Here is a 19749-nt window from a genome sequence, read left to right on the forward strand (position 1 = left end):
TTATGCACCGTGACCATAACGCAGCTAAACAAATACTGGCGAAAGGAATTAAAAATACGGTAGCTCACTTCTTGCACCTGGAAATATGAATGTCAAAACCATAACTACGTGCAAGAGGGAATAGGCGTTCAATTTCAAGTAAAAGAAGATACACAACTATATGTGAAAAAATAGACTCAAGGGCAGTTTGTGCAGACTGACCCCAATCAGGTGGTGATGCGGAATGAAAATGCAGATAAGTCCAATGAGCAATCAGGTAGGCAGTTAGAGAAAGAATCAGCCAGCGATACATACCCAGCAGAGTTCCTTGTCCAAAGCGATGCAAGCCAAAACGATGTTTTGCGGTTTTAAACCATCCCTCAATCTGCCAACGACGCTTACCCCACCACTTAAGAGTAGAAGCTTTCATCGGACGGGTAGACAGAACAAGTAGTCAAATAACTATTTTTCAGTAATAATCACGTTTGTATCTTCATTGGCTGAAGACTGGTCTTGTGTTAGCTGTTTCTTCACGGTTACTAAATAAACTGCTAACAAAATTGTAAATAGAATACCTTCCATAGCCACCTCCTAAGGGTGATGCAATGTAATTACTGATCAGCGATCGCTTGATTCATACTTAATACATCACCACGTTTACACCTAATTCCCAAGTGGAGTACAAATAACTTAACTTTTTTGGCTGTTTGAGGGGGAGGTGGGGATTAGGGGTAGTGGGGAGATGGGGAGATGGGGAGAGTAGAGAAATTATTATCAACCACTAACCACTAACCACTAACCCTTCAACCTAACCTTACCGCCACACTACCTGCATGAGCTGGTAGACCTTCGGCTTGGGCGAGGCTAATTGCTGCTTTTCCTATGGTTTGTAATGCTTGTTCATCGCATTGTAAAGAAGTAATCCGCTTCATAAAATCATATACACTCAAGCCAGAAGCAAAGCGGGCTGAACGTGCTGTAGGTAAAACGTGATTGGGACCACCGACATAATCACCAATCGCTTCTGGAGTATGGCGTCCTAAAAACATGCTACCAGCACAGCGAATCTGGTTGGCAAGCTGTTGTGGTTCGTCTACGCATAATTCCACATGTTCTGGTGCTAATTGATTCAGTAGAGGGATACTTTCGGCTAAATCACTGACAACAATTACCGCACCATGATTTTCCCAACTTTTACTAGCTACAGCTTGAGTAGATAGGGTTTTAAGAATTTGTTCAACCGCCGTGATCACAGCTTGGGCAAAAGTTTCTGAGTCAGTAATTAATATAGATTGAGCGCTGGGGTCGTGTTCTGCTTGTGATAGCAAATCCCAAGCAATCCATTCTGGATGATTCTGATCATCTGCTACTACCAAAATTTCAGATGGGCCAGCAATACTGTCAATACCAACTCTACCGAATACCTGACGTTTTGCTTCCGCAACGTAGGCATTGCCAGGCCCAACAATTTTATCAACAGGGGCAAGACTTTCTGTACCGTAGGCAAGAGCTGCTATTGCCTGCGCTCCACCAATACTATATATTTCTGTAACACCTGCTACTTGAGCTGCTGCTAATACTGCCGGATTGATTTCACCACTAGGCATTGGCACTGTCATCACAATCCGCTCTACGCCAGCGATTTTAGCAGGCAGTGCATTCATCAACAGGGAACTGGGATAACTTGCTCTTCCACCTGGTACGTAAATCCCAACTGTTGTTAAAGCTACCCAATTTAAGCCAAGTTTTACCCCAACTTCATCAGTGTAGGCTATATTTTGGGGTAGCTGTTTTTGATGAAAAGCAGTAATTCTCTCAGCAGCAACTTCCAACGCCACCTTGACTTCCTGGGGACATTGGGCAGCTTGCTGAGTAACAAAAGTATCACTCAAACGAAAAGACTCAGGGCTGTAGCGGTCAAAACGGGTGGTATATTCTTTGACTGCGGCATCACCACGCGCTTTGACATCAGCGATAATTTCTTTAACAGTGCCACTGACATCAACCGTTGCTTCCCTGCGTTCGTTGACAAATGCTTGGAATTGGTTAGAAAAATTTTGGTCGGTTGTTTTCAGTAGCTGCATGGGAGTCAGATGGTTTGACGGTCATTTTTTAGTTTAATAGAAATGCGATCGCCCAAACAGCAACTACTTTACTTACCAGCATAGACTGCGATCGCCTGATCATTTATCCGTTTTGTTCACAAATGATTTAAGTGGGTTAGCGTAACTCCTCACCTCAGCGATCGCCAATTTGTTGATACTCCGCATTTCCAAAAATCGCTTCATAATCACGGTAATACTTAAATTCCATTAAGTTATAAAACGGGTCTTCTAAAAAAAAAGTGGAATGTTCGAGGGGAGTACCAACAAAACGATGCTTAGGTTCTTCTCTAAACGGTAGCTGATACTGTTGCGCTCTCAACAGTAAATATTGCCAATCGTCTTCCGAGGTAAAAATTAATCCGAAATGTCTCGGATAAATACCACGTTGGGGTGTTAGGGGTTCCTTAGTAACATGAGCCACCAATTGATGACCGTAAAGATTGAGAATGAGAGCATGACGATTTTCCCGACCAGGAATACAGCCTAAACCATTAACGTAGTATGCTTTTGCTTGGGCAATATCAGAAACAGGAAAAGCAAGATGAAATATAGTTGGATTCATATTTAGGGGATAAGAGTGAGGAACTAGAAGCTAGGGTTAAGTAGCCGTATTACTATCTATATATAAATTGCGAAATAATCAGGCAATTGTGCAACTGTAATATCTATGACCAATAACATCCAACTTCCTTGGCAGCAAGAAACTGTGATTCGCCACAGCTTACGTCTATTACGTAGTTTTGAGTATTGGACAGGGCGTTCTTTACTAGATGTGAATGGTTCTGCACAAGAAATAGCCCAAGCAATGTTTGCAGCGCCTTTTGCTTTAGTTTCTCACGGTACTGAACCAGACCCTATTTTTAACTATGGTAATCGCAAAGCCTTGGAACTATGGGAACTTTCGTGGCAGGATTTTACTAAAATGCCTTCACGGAAAACCGCTGAAGAGGTTGTACAACAGGAGCGTAGTCGATTGTTAGCGGAAACAGCTAGCAAGGGTTTTAGCAATTTTTCTGGTGTGCGGATTAGCAGCACTGGTAAACGTTTTTATATTAAAGATGGTATTCTTTGGAATCTATTGGATGAGAATGATCGGTATTGCGGTCAAGCTGCTGTTTACTGTAATTATGAATTTATGCTGTGACAAAATTTGTGTTTTAGAAATCGAACACAGATGAACACAGATGAACACCGATGTTGAGCAAGATTGTGGTAAGGTTGCAGGGATGGTAGTTATCTTAGACACGCTCATCAGCTTCCCGGAGGGTATACAGATGAGATGCATATGGATACACACAGAGAAAATCCATCTGTGTCATCTGTGTTCATCTGTGTGTATCGGTGGTCGATTTCTCAAAAAATGATTTTTGTACCAGACGCGCTTGTTCATCCCGTCTCCATTCAATTTACATCAGGCTGTAACTTAGTACAAAATTGTATTAATTACATAGCGAAACTCCTGTAGCAAAACTCTGTGCTCCTTTGCGATCCTCTGCGTTTAAGGTCGCCAGTCAATTTTGTACAGTCCCAGCAGATACCTCTGCTTTTTCTCCTGATTCTTCCCCTGATGCAGAGACTAATTCTACAAGCTGAGGAACAGAGATATCAGCACCATTGATAATCGCTCCTACTAACCCTAATTCTGATTCAACCAATTCATCTACAACTTCACCAAGCATGTTTTCTTGTGTATAGTGTGGTCGGGTGACTAGGATAATGCCATCGCTATAAGGCTGGATTAATAAGGCATCGTTGGATAAACTGATAGGGTTAGTATCGATAATCACTAAATCATAGCGTTCGCGGGCATCTTCAATTAAGCGGCGCAATTCACTAGATTCAAGGATGGCAGCAGGCTGACTTACTGGGCCAACACTAGGAACTATGTATAAATTTTCTATATCCGGAACTAAGCGGATACACTCACTCAAACTACCGTAATAACGCAGAGGTTCTATATTAGCATTGGGGTCAATTGTCACTTTTAGCGATGGACTGCGAGAAGGCGATCGCAAATCTGTTTCAATAATTAAGGTACGTTTGCCAGCCCGAGCGGAAGCTATGCCCAGGTTATAAGCACTCACAGTTTTACCTTCGCTGCTACTGACACTAGTAATTAATATTACCTTTAAATTTTTGCCACCCAGGCGACGTAGATTACTCCGAAACTTTTCGTAGTACTCCAAATACGGGGAATATACAGAAAGTATTGTTGGGACTTCGTCGGCGGACAAGTCCTCTACGGGCATTAAAGGCAATTCTCCCAATAAGGCGACTTCTCGTTGTTTTAAACTGTTGCGGATATCTTCTTTGGTTTTGAAAGTACCTTCTAGGGAGCCTAATAAAAATATCACCCCACCACCTACTATTAATCCTAAGAATCCACCAACTGCGAGGGTAGTTGGCACACTCTTAGGAGGTTTTATATCGGCAGTAACTACAGGTACTTTTGCTACACTGAGGCTACTGACGGTTTCTGCTTCTGCTGCTTGAGCGTCAATCAGCTTTGCCTGCATTTTGTCGTAGATGGCTTTTTTGAGTGTGACCTCTTGTTCTAAACGCGATCGCTCCAGTTGCTTGTTAGGTATCAAAGCGTACATTTGTCGTAATCGTTCTTCGTCTTGCCTCAAGGAAATTAGCTGTTGTTGCAATGTTTCATACTGAGTTTGTAAAGCTACTAACTGGTTGGCAAGTTGTTGACGAGCGGGGTCTAAGTTACTTTGGGAACGAATATCTATAATTGAACCAGCCAGAGGAGCAGCCGCACCCCCACCACCGACTACTTCAACGGCTCTTTGTTGCAATAATTGCTCATAAGCATCTTTTTGACGCTGCAATTGTACCATTTGGGGTAATTCCGGACGTGCGCCTTGTTTGGCAAGGACTCCCATTTGGCTTTCGACTTGATAGATTTGCGATCGCAAGTTAGCAATAATCGGATCAGCACTTAAAGCTGAGGAAACATAAGCTTCGTTACTATTCAACCCCAACTTTTTCTGTAAACTGCGAATTTGGGCATTTACTCCAGAAAGCGTCAATTGAATTTGTCGTTGTTGACTTTGACTACTGGTAATTGCAGTCAGCAAACTGCCATTTTCCGCAGCTAGCAATGCTGGGCCTTCAATGCGATCGTATTGTTCTAATTTCTTCTCTGCTAATTGTAAATCTTGTTTTATCTCGGGAGAGCGTTCGTTGATTTTCTTGATAATTGCATTTAATCGTCTGGTATTGATTTCACCACTCAACTTAATCATGGCTTCCATCAATAACTGCACTGTTTCCTTAGCTCGCTTTTCATTGGAATCTTTATATTTAATTTCAATAAGTGTGGATGCTGGTTCTTCTCCTGGCTTGCTTTTTGCAGGTACACTCAGAGCCACATTTTGACCAATTTGTTTGGGTTTAACGTTGACTTTTGTTGCCACAGCCTCAACAATTTGGTCTGATAGCAAGGTTTCTTGAGTTAATTCTTGACCTTGTTGTTGAATTTCACCCCCAGTCACAGAGAATAAAACCGGAGGACTAGAGTAGGTGAGTGCGGCTTCTGCAATGTAACTGGCAGGTGGTTCTGGTTGCATAGCCACCACCGTTGAACCGACTACAACTAAAGTGAAACTGGCTAAGCCCATCCACTTATACTTTTCAAAAGCTATTAGGTAGCGTTTAACAATCGGTGGCGTCATGACTATGTTGGTTGGTTGTTGGTTGTTGGTTGTTGGTTGTTGGTTGTTGGTTGTTGGTTGTAGAGACGTGCCATGGCACGTCTCTACAGTAGTTAGTAGTTAGTAGTTAGTGGTTAGTGGTTATTCCTCTACCCCTCATACTCCTCATACTCCCCCTACCTCCTCATACTCCCCCTACCTCCCCATCCCCCCATCCCCCCATCTCCCCACCTCTACTTCCCTCCACTGCTACTACCAAAAGTCTCAAAGAAGTTGAGAAAATTCTGAATACTGAAGAAGGGCTGAGTAAGAGTATTTATGAGGTTAGTAATTTTACCAATCAGGTTTCGACCAATAACGATAACATCATTATCTTGAAGTGGCACGTTTTGAGTCGCATCTCCAGCTAAGGCCTTTTTACCGTTTAATCTCTGAGTGATCGCTTTACCTTGTTCTGGGTCAAAGCGAACCAGGGCAATGTCCCGGATATTGGTAAAATTAGGGTTGACTCCTGACAAAACATCAACAAAATTACTACCATTCGGCAATGTTTGCGTTACTAGTCCGCCGGTAGCATAATTTAACACCCGGACTCGTATCTGGGGTTGAGCTAAAGAAGAACGAGCAATAAGATTGCGATCATAATTGTCATCATTAGCAAAGTCGCGACGCATGACAACGATCGCATCTCCATCTTGCAAGCGGATGTTAGGTGCGGCTTCACCATTGAGTAAAGGACTATACAAGTCTATATTTTGGGTAATTACTGAACCATCAATTAACTTGCGCCGCAATTGTACTTGTCGCAGGTCTGCCATCATTGTCGAACCACCCGCTAGTAGGAGAGCATCAGCAACACGAGGCGTTGGCGAACTTATAGGATAAATTCCTGGTCTGGATACTTCACCACTAATAGTTATTTGTACCGTCCGAGGTGATGCTAATGATAAAGCAACAACTTGACCTGGTGTAATGCGATCAAGTAATAAGCGGATTTTTTCTTGAGCTTCTTCTAAGCTCAAACCTTTTAAAGATACTGTGCCGACTTGAGGTAAAACAACATTACCTTCTGGATTGATTGCGAGTGAAACATTTAACTCCGGTCGTTGCGACACCAGCGATAAAGTTACTATAGGATCGATAACATAAGTGTTGAATAACGAGCGAATCTTATTTTGTGCCTCTGCTAAAGTTAGATTTTGTAGTGATACAGTTCCTAAAAGAGGAACAGTAATCTTTCCTTCAGGATTGACAGAAGCTTGAAAACCTAAATCTGGAAAACGCTCGATCGCAACGCTAATTACATCTCCTGGCCCTAAACGGTAGGGGCCAGGAGGACGTTGAACTTGAAGAGTGATGATATCTCCTGGTCCTAAAATATAGCGATTCAGTTGGGGTGATATTTCATTGCTACCAACACCTAACTGAGTAAATTCAATATCTGTTGTGGAAGCAGGAAGTGGCGCTTGAGCAACAACAGGTATTACAGGTGTTGCAAAAAAAATACTGACTTGAAAACTAAATAAGTACAATGTGCTGAATGCACGCATATAAACAGTAGAAATTATCAACAATTAAATTGAAGCTGTGTAGCTATTGTCTGGCTGCAAAGCTGCAAGCGGCTATTTTAAATTAAGACATACGTAATTGCATGTGTAATGTATTTTATTTAACAAGGATTATTGCCATAGTATTAATTTATATTAAGCCTCATTCATAAAACACTTGTCATTAAAGTAGCCTGTACTGTTTCGCCGATAGACTTGACCTCAGACCAAAATGTATCAATTTTTCCCAAAGGTTCCATCGGTAAAAGGATACTAACAGCAACCCAAGCAGCACGTTGCTTTTGTAATTGGGCTAGCTGATCTGCTAACAACCACTGTAAAGTTGAGGGATTGCCACCATCGCGCCAAGCGTACCATTGCAGAACAGCAAAAGTTTGTTCTGTTGTCGCAGCGCGAAAAAACACAGCTTTTACCTTTGCTGGCGGTTGCTTGACAGTAAATTCCACTAAGCGGCTTTGAGCAATATTCCACTGTCCCCAGCGTGACCGACCCCAACTATTAATCTCTGTCCATTCTACTTGTGGCTGCTTTCTTGGGCCATTCTGCGGTAATAACAGTAACATTGCCTCAGTATTGGTTTGTAGCTTTTTAATTAGTTGCAAAGACCACTTTTGTTCGCCAATCGGTTGTTCTGTTTGTTCAATTGTTTGCCAACCAGGAATAGTCAATCCTGTCTGACGTATCTGTTTCAACTTTTTCAGATTAATGATAGGTGCGGGTTGCTGCCATTGCCAGTTTCCCTTGAGGTATCCAGGCACTGCCCCTATTACCAATATGAGTAGTAATAACAATAGCGCTACTATATGGGCAAAGTAACGCTCTTTAAGTTTAGAATAAATCATCAGTGAAATTCGCAGAATCTAAAAAAAATTTTACACTCGTATTTATCTTAGTGAGTTCAGTAATATTATTGATAGTTTTGTTTACTGGGTAAATGCGTTTGTAATCTAGACGCTCTTAAGAGCGGCTTCCCTTAGGGTAGACTTTAGTCCTCAAATCTTCAGGCACGCTTGGTATTTACTACAAACTAATCAATACGTTAATAGTTTATAGCAAGCTATGCATTTACTCCCAACTCAAAACTTGTTCCTTCAGCGAGGTGGCGGCGATGATTGAAGAGGTGCTGCGCCATTGTACAAACATGAAAGTAGAAAAGTACAAAGTGAAGTAGCTTTTGCTTTGCACGTCAACCAATGACAGCAAAAACGAGTGGATTAAACAGATTGAGCCAATCGCATTAGAATGGTATCGGCAACAAAGCGACCAAACCGTAATTTCATCTACTATTGGAAAAATGATGGTGATCGATAAATTTACAGAACCTATGCTCAACCTCTGGTTTCTCAATCCAAAATCCAAAATCCTTTTAGGGTATTAAGATGGGGTCTGAGACTAATCATTTGTGGTTAACCGCACCAACCAATTTAACTTTGTTGTCTGATGAAATGCATATCTGGCGAATTGAACTGGCGCGACCAGCACCAGAATTGCAAGCTTTACAAACAACCCTCTCTAGTGATGAAATTGCTCGCGCTCAAAGGTTTTACTTTGAGCAACATCGACAGCGTTTTATTGCAGGTCGGGGTATCCTCCGCACCATCTTGGGTCGCTACTTGGGTGTGGAACCGCAAGCGGTACAATTTACGTATGAACCCCGGGGAAAGCCAGTATTAGCTGATACATACAGTTGTAGTAGTCTGTCGTTTAACTTGTCCCATTCTCAGGATTTGGCTTTATGTGCTGTCAGTAGTAACCGTCAGGTTGGTATAGATATAGAACACATGCGCTCAGTGAGTGATGTCGAAGCCCTTGCCGAAAGGTTCTTTGCACCCAGAGAATATGCAGTGGTGCGATCGCTTCCCCCAGAACAACAAAAGCAGGTTTTTTTCCGCTACTGGACTTGTAAAGAAGCTTATTTAAAAGCAATAGGAGTAGGACTAGTTCAATTAGAAAAAGTAGAGATTTCTTTAACTCCAGAACAACCAGCAAAACTCATCACTGACGAAGAGTGGAGTTTAATTGAACTATTACCTGCTGATAATTATGTTGGTGCAGTTGCTGTAGCAGGTCAAAAATTACATTTAAAGTGCTGGCAGTATTAAAATTTGTTAGTGGGAAGCAGAGTCCTAAATTTAACATCACCTTCCATTAGCCAGAGGTAAGGCAGTTTTGAGCTTTTTAGGATCGGTGAAGACACTCATGCATTTAACTACTAATCGCTTTCTGAAATAGTACATTCATAAACACAGATATGAAGGTTCCACCAGAAATTACTTATCGCAACGTAGATAAAACAAATGCTCTTGATGCTCTGGTTAAAGAAAAAATAGCCAAACTGGAACAAGTTTGTGATTACATCAGTAGCTGTCACATCGTAATTGAAAAAATTCACGATCGCCCCCGTTCTGGCTCGCCGTACCGAGTGCGAATTGATATGACAGTACCCCCCGGTCATGAACTTGTGGCGGAAAGCAATCCACCAGATGTTAACCAGTATCCACCTTTAGAAGCGGTAATTCGAGATGCTTTTCATGCAGCTACTCGCCAGTTGCGAGAACTCGCTAGACAACAGCGTGAAAGTGATAAATCCAGAACTAACGATAGCGCTCAACAAACAACGGCACTTGTTATCAAGTTATTTCCAGAACAGGGTTACGGCTTTCTCAAAACCTTAGATGGTGAGGAAGTCTACTTCCACCGTAACAGCGTACTTCATGATGACTTTGACCGTTTAGAAATTGGTACGGGTGTGCATTGCTTTGTGGAACTTGGTGAAGAAGGACTCCAAGCTAGCACAGTGAAGATTGTTGACAAGCCTGGCGTTGGTGCTGGGAAGGCAGAACAAACGATTGTTAAACCGCCATTGGGGTGGCAAGAGTGACACCATTGATAAATCAGTGAACAGTTATCAGTTATTAAGACCCAGATCCCCGACTTCTCATCAGAAGTCAGGGATCTTGTCTTTTACGAATGATTTAAGAATGCTATATTTCCTTTTAGTTATTTGAGGGCTGGGTATCCGTGTCTTCTAGCCATTCCCGTATAGATTCCATACCTTCTTCCAGAGTTATTTTCGGTTCATATCCTAGCTGGGTTTGTGCTTTTTTGATGGAATAAGCATGAGGACTGGTGGAAAAATCTACAGCTGCTGGGAAAATAACAGGTTGTTTACCCAGAATTCTCATTCTTAACCACTCTAAGCGAATCAAAGACTTGACAATTGGTGCTGGTAGAGATAAGGGCGCGGATACGTTTCCAGCTTCAGCTAAACGTGTGTAGTATTCTTTCCAAGAGGTTTCCTGTCCATCAGAGATATTGAAAGCTTCACCGTACGCCTCTTTTTCTACAGCGAGGAAGATTCCGTCGATTAAATTATCTATATATAAATGGTTCATAACTCCCCCTCCAGCATCAGGTATGACAAATCTTTTTTGGCGCATCAGTGAAAGGGGACGGACAACCCAAGGGTTGCTTCTTGGCCCATAAACAGCCGTCGGTCTGATAATGATCACCCCAAAATCTGGTGGTGCATTCAGCTTCAATATTTCTGCTTCACTTTCTATTTTCGTCAAAGAATAAGGATTATTTTCGCTGCGGAGTGGCCCTTCTTCTGTAATTTGATTGGCATAGGTGAAGCCATATACTATGACGCTTGAAAGATGGACAAAAGTCTTGACACCGGCGTTTATGGCTGCTCTGGCCATATTGAGAGTACCACCAACATTGACATTACGAAACTCCTCGAGCGCTCCTCCTTCTTTGACAAGGGCGGCTGTATGCAGAACAATGTCTACTCCCTGACAAGCTTCCTCTGCAACAACTGGATCACAGATGCTACCAACAATCACTGTTGCGCCCAGACTCTCGGCTATTTTGGCGTTATCAGGATCATTTTCTATTCCTTTAACATGCATTCCTTGTGCGATCGCTAGTTCTGTAGTTCGCAAGCCAATAAATCCACCTATTCCTGTGATCAGGATGGTTTTATTTGTGAGATTCATAAATTTAGATATCCTTTGTGAAGAAAAGAGAGTATTTGTTCTTAATCTCATGAACAAATATTCTAGATGTCACTTTCTAAGTATTTTTTGGAGGGAATGAGACACGTAAAATTTGAGTAGAAGTGAAATTTTTTTGTCCTCCTACTCATGCTAAAGAGACCTCAAATTAATGCAATCTATCAGGTGGTGTATCTCTGGAATAGGTTTTTAGAAAATATGCTCACGAGAACATTTTATTGATTTTAATAAGTATTTAAATTCACATATTTTTATTAATTAGCTAAACATAAAAACCCGTTGAAGTTGGTTGGAAAAATTAAGTTATATCTGATGTAAGTTAAAACTATGACCAAAATCATTGTTTTCAAATCGTAGACGCGGAGCGGCTTCCCGCAGGGTACACAGATGCACACAGATAAACACTGATAGATACAGATGGATTATCTGTATGCATTTGTCGATTTGTTACGCTACATTCAGGAAGCCATTCTGAAGTAAGTAGGTAGAATAGGTCATAAACAATTGTGTATCCATTGGTGGGCAAACAATACCACTACCAGCCAGTGCATTTAGGGTTGCTTCACAATTAATGATTGGTCTTCTACTTTGTAGATACAAATCAGGAATTGTGATTTGTTCTTCTGACCAACGTTCTAATAAGAAAGGTCGTAGGGTATATAAAGGATTCTCTGCTGAAGAGATATCATTAATTAACTTAGTTTGCCATTGTTGATAAGGAATTACTTCAATAGCAAAACCAAGAGAATGCATCCAATCAAGTAAATTAGATAAAGGAACAGGTGCGGGATGCTGGAGGTGAAAAGCTTTGCCCAGAGATTTTTTTTGTTTGGATAAATAAACAATGGCTTTACTGACATAATCAACAGGTGATGCATCTAACATATAATCTACATCTGGGAAGTATCCCATCTGGATACAACCTTTAATGACTAAGTTGATAAAGTCATCTGTATTGCAAGCACCTGTTTTGCTATCTCCTGCGATTAAAGGCGGTCTGTGGATAGTTACGGGAAGTCCTCTGTCACGCGCAATTGTGACTAATTTTTCTGCTACCCATTTTGTTTGCGAGTAACCCAGAAAAATGCCTTGCCAATGCTCAAAGCTATCATCTTCTTTGACAACTTTACCAGCATAAAAAGGCGATTCAAATACTGCGACGCTGGAAACATAATGTACTGGCTTGACTTTAAAAAGACACGCCAAACGCAATACTTCTTGTGTGCCAAAAACATTCGGTGTTTTGAGTGCAGAATAAGGATATACATAATTGAGTGTTGCTGCACTGTGATAAATACTATCAAGATTAGCAGCTAGCATTTCAAAGGCTTCTTTGCTAATTCCTAATAGTGGCTGAGATAAATCACCAATAACTGGGATAATTCTGGGACGAAAAACTTCATTCCAAAGTCCATAACTTTGTAAATTTTTCTTGAGTTTTTGCTTGCCTTCTTCTGGATGAGCAGCACGTACTAAACAATAAATATCAGCATTGGTTTGCTGTAGAAGTTCATGGATTAAAAAAGCTCCTAAAAAGCCTGTCCCACCTGTGATAAATACATTCTTTGGTTCACCTGTAAACACAAAAGAACTAGATACAGGACGAATATTTTGGTCAAGAACTGCTTCAGCACTTAAATCTAAGGTGGGAGTAACATTTTTAACTGCTACAGTGTCTTCTAAATCTGATGCTAATTCTTGTGATTCTTCAGCTAAACGCTGTGATAAAGATGCAATAGTTGGATAATGCCATAATAGCGTCGGAGCTACTTTAAATCCGAGCATTTTTTCTGCCTTAGTGACAAGTAGCATCGCCTGAGTAGAGTCTAAACCATAGGTATCTAATGGCTGTTCTACATCAATTTGATCAGTTTCTGTTTTGATAACTTCAGCAAGATTAGATAGTAACCAAGCTTGAATTTCTGCTGCTGTTAAAGATTTTTTTGCTGTCATCATATTTAGGCTTCCAATGTAGAATTAACAGGGGTATATTGACTGTAATAACTTGGAATATATAGCCCTTGAATTTTCAAAGTTTGAATGCGATACAAGTAGGCAGTTCCCATCATGATATGGTTTGCAACATCCACGACACGGCGATGATTCGGATCTGCTAAATAGGAACCACGCACCCAGTCATTAAAACTACCTATTGCTGGGCCACACCAAATTTGGTAATCAACTTCTCGACCTTTTTCTCCAGAATGAGACCAACGAGAAGATAACCCTAAATACCAACGAAAAATTAACGCCATTTTCAATTTGGGATTATTCACCGCTTTCCCCAATTTTTCTGGATTTTTTTGGGATAAATATGTGACTGTCTCTTCCCAAACTTGAGCAAGTGACTTGCGAAAAATTTGTTTTTCTAGCTTCTCTCTTTCCTGGCTAGGAATCTCATCAATTGAATTATAATTTCTGTAAATTTCGTATAACTTTTGAGCGCGTAGAGGAAACATCGTACCACGTTTGAGAACTTGCAGTTTCACTCCCATTTCAAACATATCTGCGGCTGGGGCCATCATCACATCAGCCATATCTGCTTGTGCTAACAATTGCTTGGTATGCTGACAACTTCCTGCTTCAATACATGATTGATTAATTGAACCAGTTACCACATATGCAGCACCCATCATAAAAGCAGCTAGTGCTGATTGTGGTGTTGCTATTCCACCTGCTACTCCAACTCGAATCGGTTTTTCATAACTATACTGTGCTTGAATTTCATCCCGTAAAGCAACAATTGAAGGTAACAAACAAACCAAAGGACGATTATCAGTGTGACCACCAGAATCTGCTTCTGCTGTAATATCATCAGCAAGGGGAACTTTAGTTGCTAAATTAGCTTGTAATTCACTAATTAATCCTTGCGCGACCAATTCTTGCAACATTTTTTGTGGTGCTGGTTGCATGAATTTTCTAGCAACTTCACGGCGAGAAACTTTAGCAATGATTTTGTTTTTTATCTCAATTTCATTTGCTGAATTTAAACCCAATCCTGCTGCACGGTAATAAACAATGTTGGGAGTCAGGTCTAAAAATGCCGAAGCTTCTATAGTTCTTACCCCATATTTGAGGTATAAATCTACTGCGCCGCGTTCAAGTGCAGGTTCATTAGGACTGTGAATTAAATTGAAAGCATAAGGCCCATTAGGCAAAGCGTATTGGATGCGGTTAATGGCTATTTCCAAGCGATTTAGCGGTAAACCACCTGCACCAAAGGAACCCAAAATTCCCTCTTTTCCTAAAGCAATGATCATTTCTTCTGAAGCGATACCACCAGCCATTGCACCGGTAGTATAGGCATATTTAGTACCATGAAAATTGAGAAAATTGGGATCTCCCAATTGTTGCAGTCTTATAGGTGGAATCACCATCAACAATTCAATTTGTCCTGTTTTTCCATTATCAAGAGGAGACAAATAACCGTGATTGGTGACGCCAATTTTACCGTCAACTCTCACAATATAACAAGGTTGATCTAAAGATAGGAGTTTTTCTTTAATTCTGCTGGCTTCAAAGGCTACGCAATCTAAGGAACCTTTCCATACTTGATTAAAGTTGCAAGGAGAACCATAAAATTCAAGACCGTTCTCTAGTACCACATCCACTGTTTTCACCGTAATGATTCCTCAAGAAAGTTATTATGAGTGGGAATATGAAGAATAAATGCAATAAAGTCTCATCTTTTTCTTGGCGTTCTCTGCGTCTTGGCGGTTTAATATTTATTTTTCAACCGCCAAGACGCCAAGGACGCCAATAATGAGGAGAAGTCTTTACTCACTCAGTAAATTTTCAGCGCAAGCGAGTTGTAATTGAATTAGTTCGCTGATTTGTTTGCTAAATTCTTGACGAGATTGTAAGAAGGCGTCATGGGTTTTATGAACTCGGAAGTTATTGGCGTTCAGTTGTTGGTAATGAGACTGGCTGAGGATGGTGATGGGTTGGGTTGACTCAACAAATTGTACTTCTGCTTTTGGCTCTAAGCTGTTATCCATGATATTTTGTATTGGCATTTCTTCTGGTTGAGTCGCAGGAGGATTGATGGGTTGGGATTTTGTTGTAGTCGTGGAGATGTTGCAGAAGAGTTGTTTGTTTTGTTGGGTTAAAATTTTATCGGTAATGCTTTGTCCACCCAGGGTGACTTTTTTGAGGGTAAGTTTGGATTTTTTATTAGTTTCTGTTACTTGGGTGTAGAGTGGTGAGATGTCAATTGATACTTGATGGCTGACGAGTTTTGCTAGGGCTTTGATGAGACCAGAATGGTCGTCTAAGCCTCTGCGATTTAGGGGTACGGTGATGTGGTCTTTGTGAGCAAGAATTTTATCTATCCAGCGTGAACAGATGTTACCTGCACCTGTTTCGATAAAGATTCTGGCCCCATCGTCGTAGACTCGGTTGACTAGGCGGGGAAAATCTAGCTGTTGGGATAAACCTGTGGCGATACTGTTGGCGATCGCCCCACTGTCTATTCTCATGGGGCCGTACTCAGCAGCGGAGTAGAGAGTGACGTTTGGTAGGTTTTTCTGGATGGGTAGGGTGTTGACTCTGGCAATCTCATTATATTCGGAACGCATCGCCTCGCAGTGAATGACGTGATCGAAGGGGGCGCGGAAGGCGTTGCAGCCTAGAATTTGAATGATTCTTTCACAAGCTGCTGGTTGACCGGCGATGACGATTTCTTCTGGTGTGTTGATTTGGGTGAGGAAGACGCGCTTCTCGTGTTTGAGGTATTCTCTAACTTGGGATGGGGTTGTCATGAGGACGTAGTTCGCCCAGAGGTTATTATCGTGGGTAGGTGGTAGTTGCCAATACTCGCGAACGGCGTTTTTTGCACCAGATAATCTGTTGGCAAATAGGGGGGAGGCGTGGAGGGCGCGGATTCCTTGGGTGAAGTTATCCCAAATACCTACCGCAGACATCATACTGGTTTCACCCAAGCTATAACCAAAGACGAATTCGGGTTTTACTTGGAATTGATCACGGATGATTTGGGTGATGAATCTGGTAAACAGCATATCTACGTCAAAGATCGCTAGAGGATCATCGAGAAATTGCTGTTCGAGGGTTTCGAGTTGGCGGGATGAAAGTTTGTTTAAGCTTCTGGGAAAGACGACGCGGGAGATATCGGCGACGAGGTTTTGTAGTTCTTTGATGGCGATGTCGTCGAGGATGTTGGGGAATAGACGGAAGAGTTTACGGGCAATTCCTAGATAGGAGTTGACTGCTGCGGGATAGACGTAAGCTACTCCGCCACGTTTACCGAGTGGTTTGGCTGTGAAGTAACTGCCTAATGGTGTTTGCCAATCTTCTTGTTTGGCAAAGGCGTTGTCTATACCTTTTCTGGCGGCTGCGATTTCTCTAGTAAGTTCGTTTTGGTTGTGTGCCAGAATTACTAAGATGTAGTTGGCAGTGGCATCGAGTTTATAGTTAGCAAAGGCTAGGTTAGCAGTGTTGGCAAGGGAAGTACCGTTATTTATGGTGTTTTCGAGGGTATCAAGTTGGGTGAGTAAATCAGTGCGATCGCGTCCGGTAATCGGGAGTAAATAAAATGGAGTTTGCTGTAAAAATCTGCTGCTGCGTTCTTGTTGTTCTGGTTCTTCTGATAAGATGACGTGGGCGTAAGTACCATCTATTCCTATGCTATTGATAGCAGCAATTCTTTTTGTAGCTTGTTTATCGAGAAACCAAGGTCTTGATTCTGTGGCGACGTAGAAGGGTGATGGGGAGATGAGTTCTCTGCTTTGCCAAAGTTCTTTACCTTTGACTCCAGTCCAATTGGGTGTAGCTGGAATATATCTGTAATAAAGACACAGGGCTGTTTTGATTAAACTAGCAATTCCCGATGCAGTGTATGTATGACCGATATTGGCTTTGATGCTGCCAATTGCACAGTTTAAATCATTGGCATTTCCTGGATAAGCCTGAAGCAAACCTGTGATTTCGGCTGCATCTTCTTCTTTGTTACCACTGCCGTAAACTTCTAAATAATTGACCTCTGATGGTTTAATACCTGCCATTAACAAAGCTTGCTGGCTAACTTGGTGAACGGCTTTGGCATTACTTTTACCCAAACTATCTTGCACAAAACTGATGGCATCAACGGCTGCGTAAATGCGATCGCTTGCTTTTTTAGCAGTTTCATGCAACTTTAATACTATTGCGCCTGCACCTTCACCAACCATCCAGCCATTGACTTTTTGGTCGTAGCTGAGGGTATTTGCACCAGAATTAATTGCTGCCCTTTGATTTCGCAACAATACATTTTCCATCCCGCCAGCTAAATCAACTGCACCCACAAGTACAGCTTCTGCTTCCCCGGTTGTGAGTAAATGTTGGGCTACTTCTAAAACTTTGAAAGTGGAATTTTCGCCGGCAGTGATCGTAAAAACAGGTGCAGTGAAATCCCACAGTGAAGAAATGCGACTCGCCATAATATTGGCGATGTAACTTACATATTCGCTGCTTTCAACGGGATGATGCATCCCATCTTTAATGATGGTTTCTAATTGGTCAACTTTATCAGTTGGTAGAGAAATTTCTCGAGCAATTAAGCCTTCTTTTATCTGCCAGGCTAAATTCCATCTTTGCTGTAAATGATGTGCAGAAAATTCCGTTTCCGTGGCAATTATTACTGCTACATTTGCACCTTCTTTAATGCCTGCATCTTTTAAAGCACGTTCCGCAACTTTCAACAATAATAATTGTTGTTGATTGAGTTTTTCGAGTTCATTGGGCGGAATTTTGCTAGAAACTGTATCAATTTCAAAATCTGTAATGTATGCGCCTAATGGCGGTTTCCCGTCAGCTAAACCATATTTTTTCAATAACTCTGTTTGCTTTTCTACCCCGTACCATCTTTGAGGAGGTAAGGGAATAAAATGTTGTTTACCTTCGTAAATACTGCGTTCAAAAGCATCTAAACCATCGCAGCCACCAAAAAAGGCATCCATCCCGACAATGGCAAGCTTGGCTGGGTGTAAGGCTTCTTGTGGTGTGATTGGTTCTGTTGTATTTCCTTGCTCTAAAATCATGTGGGCATTAGTTCCGCCCAAACCAAACGCACTGATAGCAGCGCGTTTTACTGGTTGATTTCCCGGCCAATTGGTGGTGCTGGTGACAATTTGTTGCGGTGAGACAACACTGTTGCCGACACCCATCGGTTCTGTAATATTGATTGTGGCTGGAATCACACCATTAGACATACTCATCAGCACTTTAATTAAGCTAACGCTGCCAGCAGCTGTGAGCAAGTGACCAACGTTAGATTTCACAGAACCGAGTAAAGGTGTGGCTTGGTATTTACCGAAGAAGTTTTCTATGGATTGGAACTCGGTGGTATCGCCTAACAATGTCCCCGTAGCATGGCACTCCATGTAATCAATTTTGTTAGGACTGATTTGTGCTTCTTGGTAGGCGCGTTCAAAAGCAAGAGTTTGTCCTTTGGAATTGGGGCTGAGTAAGTGTTTACCCCGACCATCATTGGAAAGACCGTTACCTGTGATCGTCGCATAAATGCGATCGCCATCTCTTTTGGCATCACTATATCGCTTCAGTACCACCATCCCTGCACCTTCCGCAGTCAGCATCCCCCGCGATAATTTATCTAAAGGACGGCTAATATCATTATTCTCCGGATATCCTTGAATACCGGAAAACAACATTCTAATAAATAGCGGATCTGCACAGCTGATACCACCTGCTAACATCAAATCAGCTTTGTGTGTCCACAAATAATGGGATGCCAGCCTGATAGCATACTGTGGTGATGAACAGGCAGCATCGATACAAAAATGTATATTTGATAGTGAGAAAGCTTGAGCGATAATTGCAGCTGGTAAGCCTGATATCATCGCATTATAAAATGAAGCTTGCTCAGAAGAATATAAACTAGCTAAATCAAATTCTTGCTGTTGTATGAGTTCTCTGATTGCTGGTGTGAGAACTTGCTGATAAATGGGTGCAAATAGTTGATTAGATGCTTTGGTGGGGAGGGAGAGTGTACCTAATATGACTCCACATTGAGAGAGAACAGATTCTTGATTTAAGTAACCACTATGTTGCAAAGCTTGTTTGGCAACATGCAGTGACCATTTAAAGGTATTATCTAGTTTTTCTAGTAATTCTGCTGGTAGTTTGTAGCCAGTAGAATCAAATTGAAAATCACGGATGAATCCGCCTTTAAGGGAGTAGATTTTATCTGGTTTGCCTTTGGTGGGTTCGTAAAATATTTGTGGATCTACCCCTAGTTCTTCAGAAGTTATGGATGATGTGGAATCTTTTTTTTGGATAAGGTTTTGCCAGAATTCTTCAGGATTTTTGGCGTCGGGAAATAGGCATGAGAATCCGATAATGGCGATTTTTTCCACGGGGTAACTCCTAAGTCTGAATGCTTTAAACACAGGGGGTAAACAGA

Annotated in this window: 13 protein-coding genes; 3 read left to right on the plus strand and 10 right to left on the minus strand. The window is 41.6% G+C overall.

The window, feature by feature from the left end:
* Positions 1-64 precede the first annotated feature (64 nt).
* The 3 genes from UYK_RS27020 to UYK_RS0121335 form a co-directional block, all read right to left on the minus strand.
* The gene (locus UYK_RS27020; RefSeq protein ID WP_009458915.1) at positions 65-409 is read right to left on the minus strand and encodes a hypothetical protein; all 345 of its coding nucleotides are present in this window, start codon (positions 407-409) and stop codon (positions 65-67) included.
* Between the two features lie 373 nt (positions 410-782).
* On the minus strand, positions 783-2063 hold the full coding sequence (gene hisD / locus UYK_RS0121330) for a histidinol dehydrogenase (RefSeq protein WP_009756794.1): 1281 nt from the start codon (positions 2061-2063) through the stop codon (positions 783-785).
* 154 nt (positions 2064-2217) lie between these two features.
* Complete coding sequence (locus UYK_RS0121335; RefSeq protein ID WP_009756795.1) at positions 2218-2646, minus strand: VOC family protein; 429 nt, start codon at positions 2644-2646, stop codon at positions 2218-2220.
* A gap of 105 nt (positions 2647-2751) precedes the next feature.
* Between UYK_RS0121335 and UYK_RS0121340 the strand changes: the two genes are divergently transcribed.
* The gene (locus UYK_RS0121340) at positions 2752-3228 is read left to right on the plus strand and encodes an MEKHLA domain-containing protein (protein WP_009756796.1); all 477 of its coding nucleotides are present in this window, start codon (positions 2752-2754) and stop codon (positions 3226-3228) included.
* Between the two features lie 367 nt (positions 3229-3595).
* Here UYK_RS0121340 and UYK_RS0121345 read toward each other — a convergent pair whose 3' ends face one another.
* The 3 genes from UYK_RS0121345 to UYK_RS0121355 all read right to left on the minus strand — a co-directional run bounded on the left by UYK_RS0121345 (position 3596) and on the right by UYK_RS0121355 (position 8156).
* A complete protein-coding gene (locus tag UYK_RS0121345; protein WP_016872131.1) occupies positions 3596-5767 on the minus strand; it encodes a GumC family protein in 2172 nt (723 codons plus the stop codon).
* Between the two features lie 212 nt (positions 5768-5979).
* Positions 5980-7296 (minus strand): polysaccharide biosynthesis/export family protein, encoded by a 1317-nt coding sequence (locus UYK_RS0121350; RefSeq protein ID WP_009756798.1) that lies wholly within the window; start codon positions 7294-7296, stop codon positions 5980-5982.
* Between the two features lie 164 nt (positions 7297-7460).
* Complete coding sequence (locus UYK_RS0121355) at positions 7461-8156, minus strand: cyanoexosortase B system-associated protein (RefSeq protein WP_009756799.1); 696 nt, start codon at positions 8154-8156, stop codon at positions 7461-7463.
* Positions 8157-8693: 537 nt separating this feature from the next.
* Between UYK_RS0121355 and hetI the strand changes: the two genes are divergently transcribed.
* Entirely contained in the window at positions 8694-9416 is a 723-nt protein-coding gene (gene hetI, locus UYK_RS0121360; protein WP_009756800.1) for a 4'-phosphopantetheinyl transferase HetI, read from the plus strand.
* A gap of 149 nt (positions 9417-9565) precedes the next feature.
* Positions 9566-10195, plus strand: a complete 630-nt coding sequence (locus UYK_RS0121365) for an HPF/RaiA family ribosome-associated protein (protein WP_009756801.1) — start codon at positions 9566-9568, stop codon at positions 10193-10195.
* Positions 10196-10310: 115 nt separating this feature from the next.
* On the opposite strand, the gene UYK_RS0121370 is transcribed toward UYK_RS0121365, so the two are convergent.
* The 4 genes from UYK_RS0121370 to UYK_RS0121385 all read right to left on the minus strand — a co-directional run bounded on the left by UYK_RS0121370 (position 10311) and on the right by UYK_RS0121385 (position 19702).
* Positions 10311-11315 (minus strand): NAD-dependent epimerase/dehydratase family protein, encoded by a 1005-nt coding sequence (locus tag UYK_RS0121370; RefSeq protein ID WP_016872132.1) that lies wholly within the window; start codon positions 11313-11315, stop codon positions 10311-10313.
* A 465-nt stretch (positions 11316-11780) separates the two neighbouring features.
* Positions 11781-13286 carry a thioester reductase domain-containing protein gene (locus tag UYK_RS0121375; protein ID WP_016872133.1) on the minus strand — a complete coding sequence of 502 codons (1506 nt, stop codon included), beginning with the start codon at positions 13284-13286 and terminating at the stop codon, positions 11781-11783.
* A gap of 5 nt (positions 13287-13291) precedes the next feature.
* Positions 13292-14953 (minus strand): PfaD family polyunsaturated fatty acid/polyketide biosynthesis protein, encoded by a 1662-nt coding sequence (locus UYK_RS0121380; protein ID WP_009756804.1) that lies wholly within the window; start codon positions 14951-14953, stop codon positions 13292-13294.
* Positions 14954-15109: 156 nt separating this feature from the next.
* On the minus strand, positions 15110-19702 hold the full coding sequence (locus tag UYK_RS0121385) for a PfaB family protein (protein ID WP_016872135.1): 4593 nt from the start codon (positions 19700-19702) through the stop codon (positions 15110-15112).
* Positions 19703-19749: the final 47 nt, after the last annotated feature.

Origin of the sequence: Fischerella thermalis PCC 7521 (assembly GCF_000317225.1) — a bacterium.
Classification (GTDB): Bacteria; Cyanobacteriota; Cyanobacteriia; order Cyanobacteriales; family Nostocaceae; genus Fischerella; species Fischerella thermalis.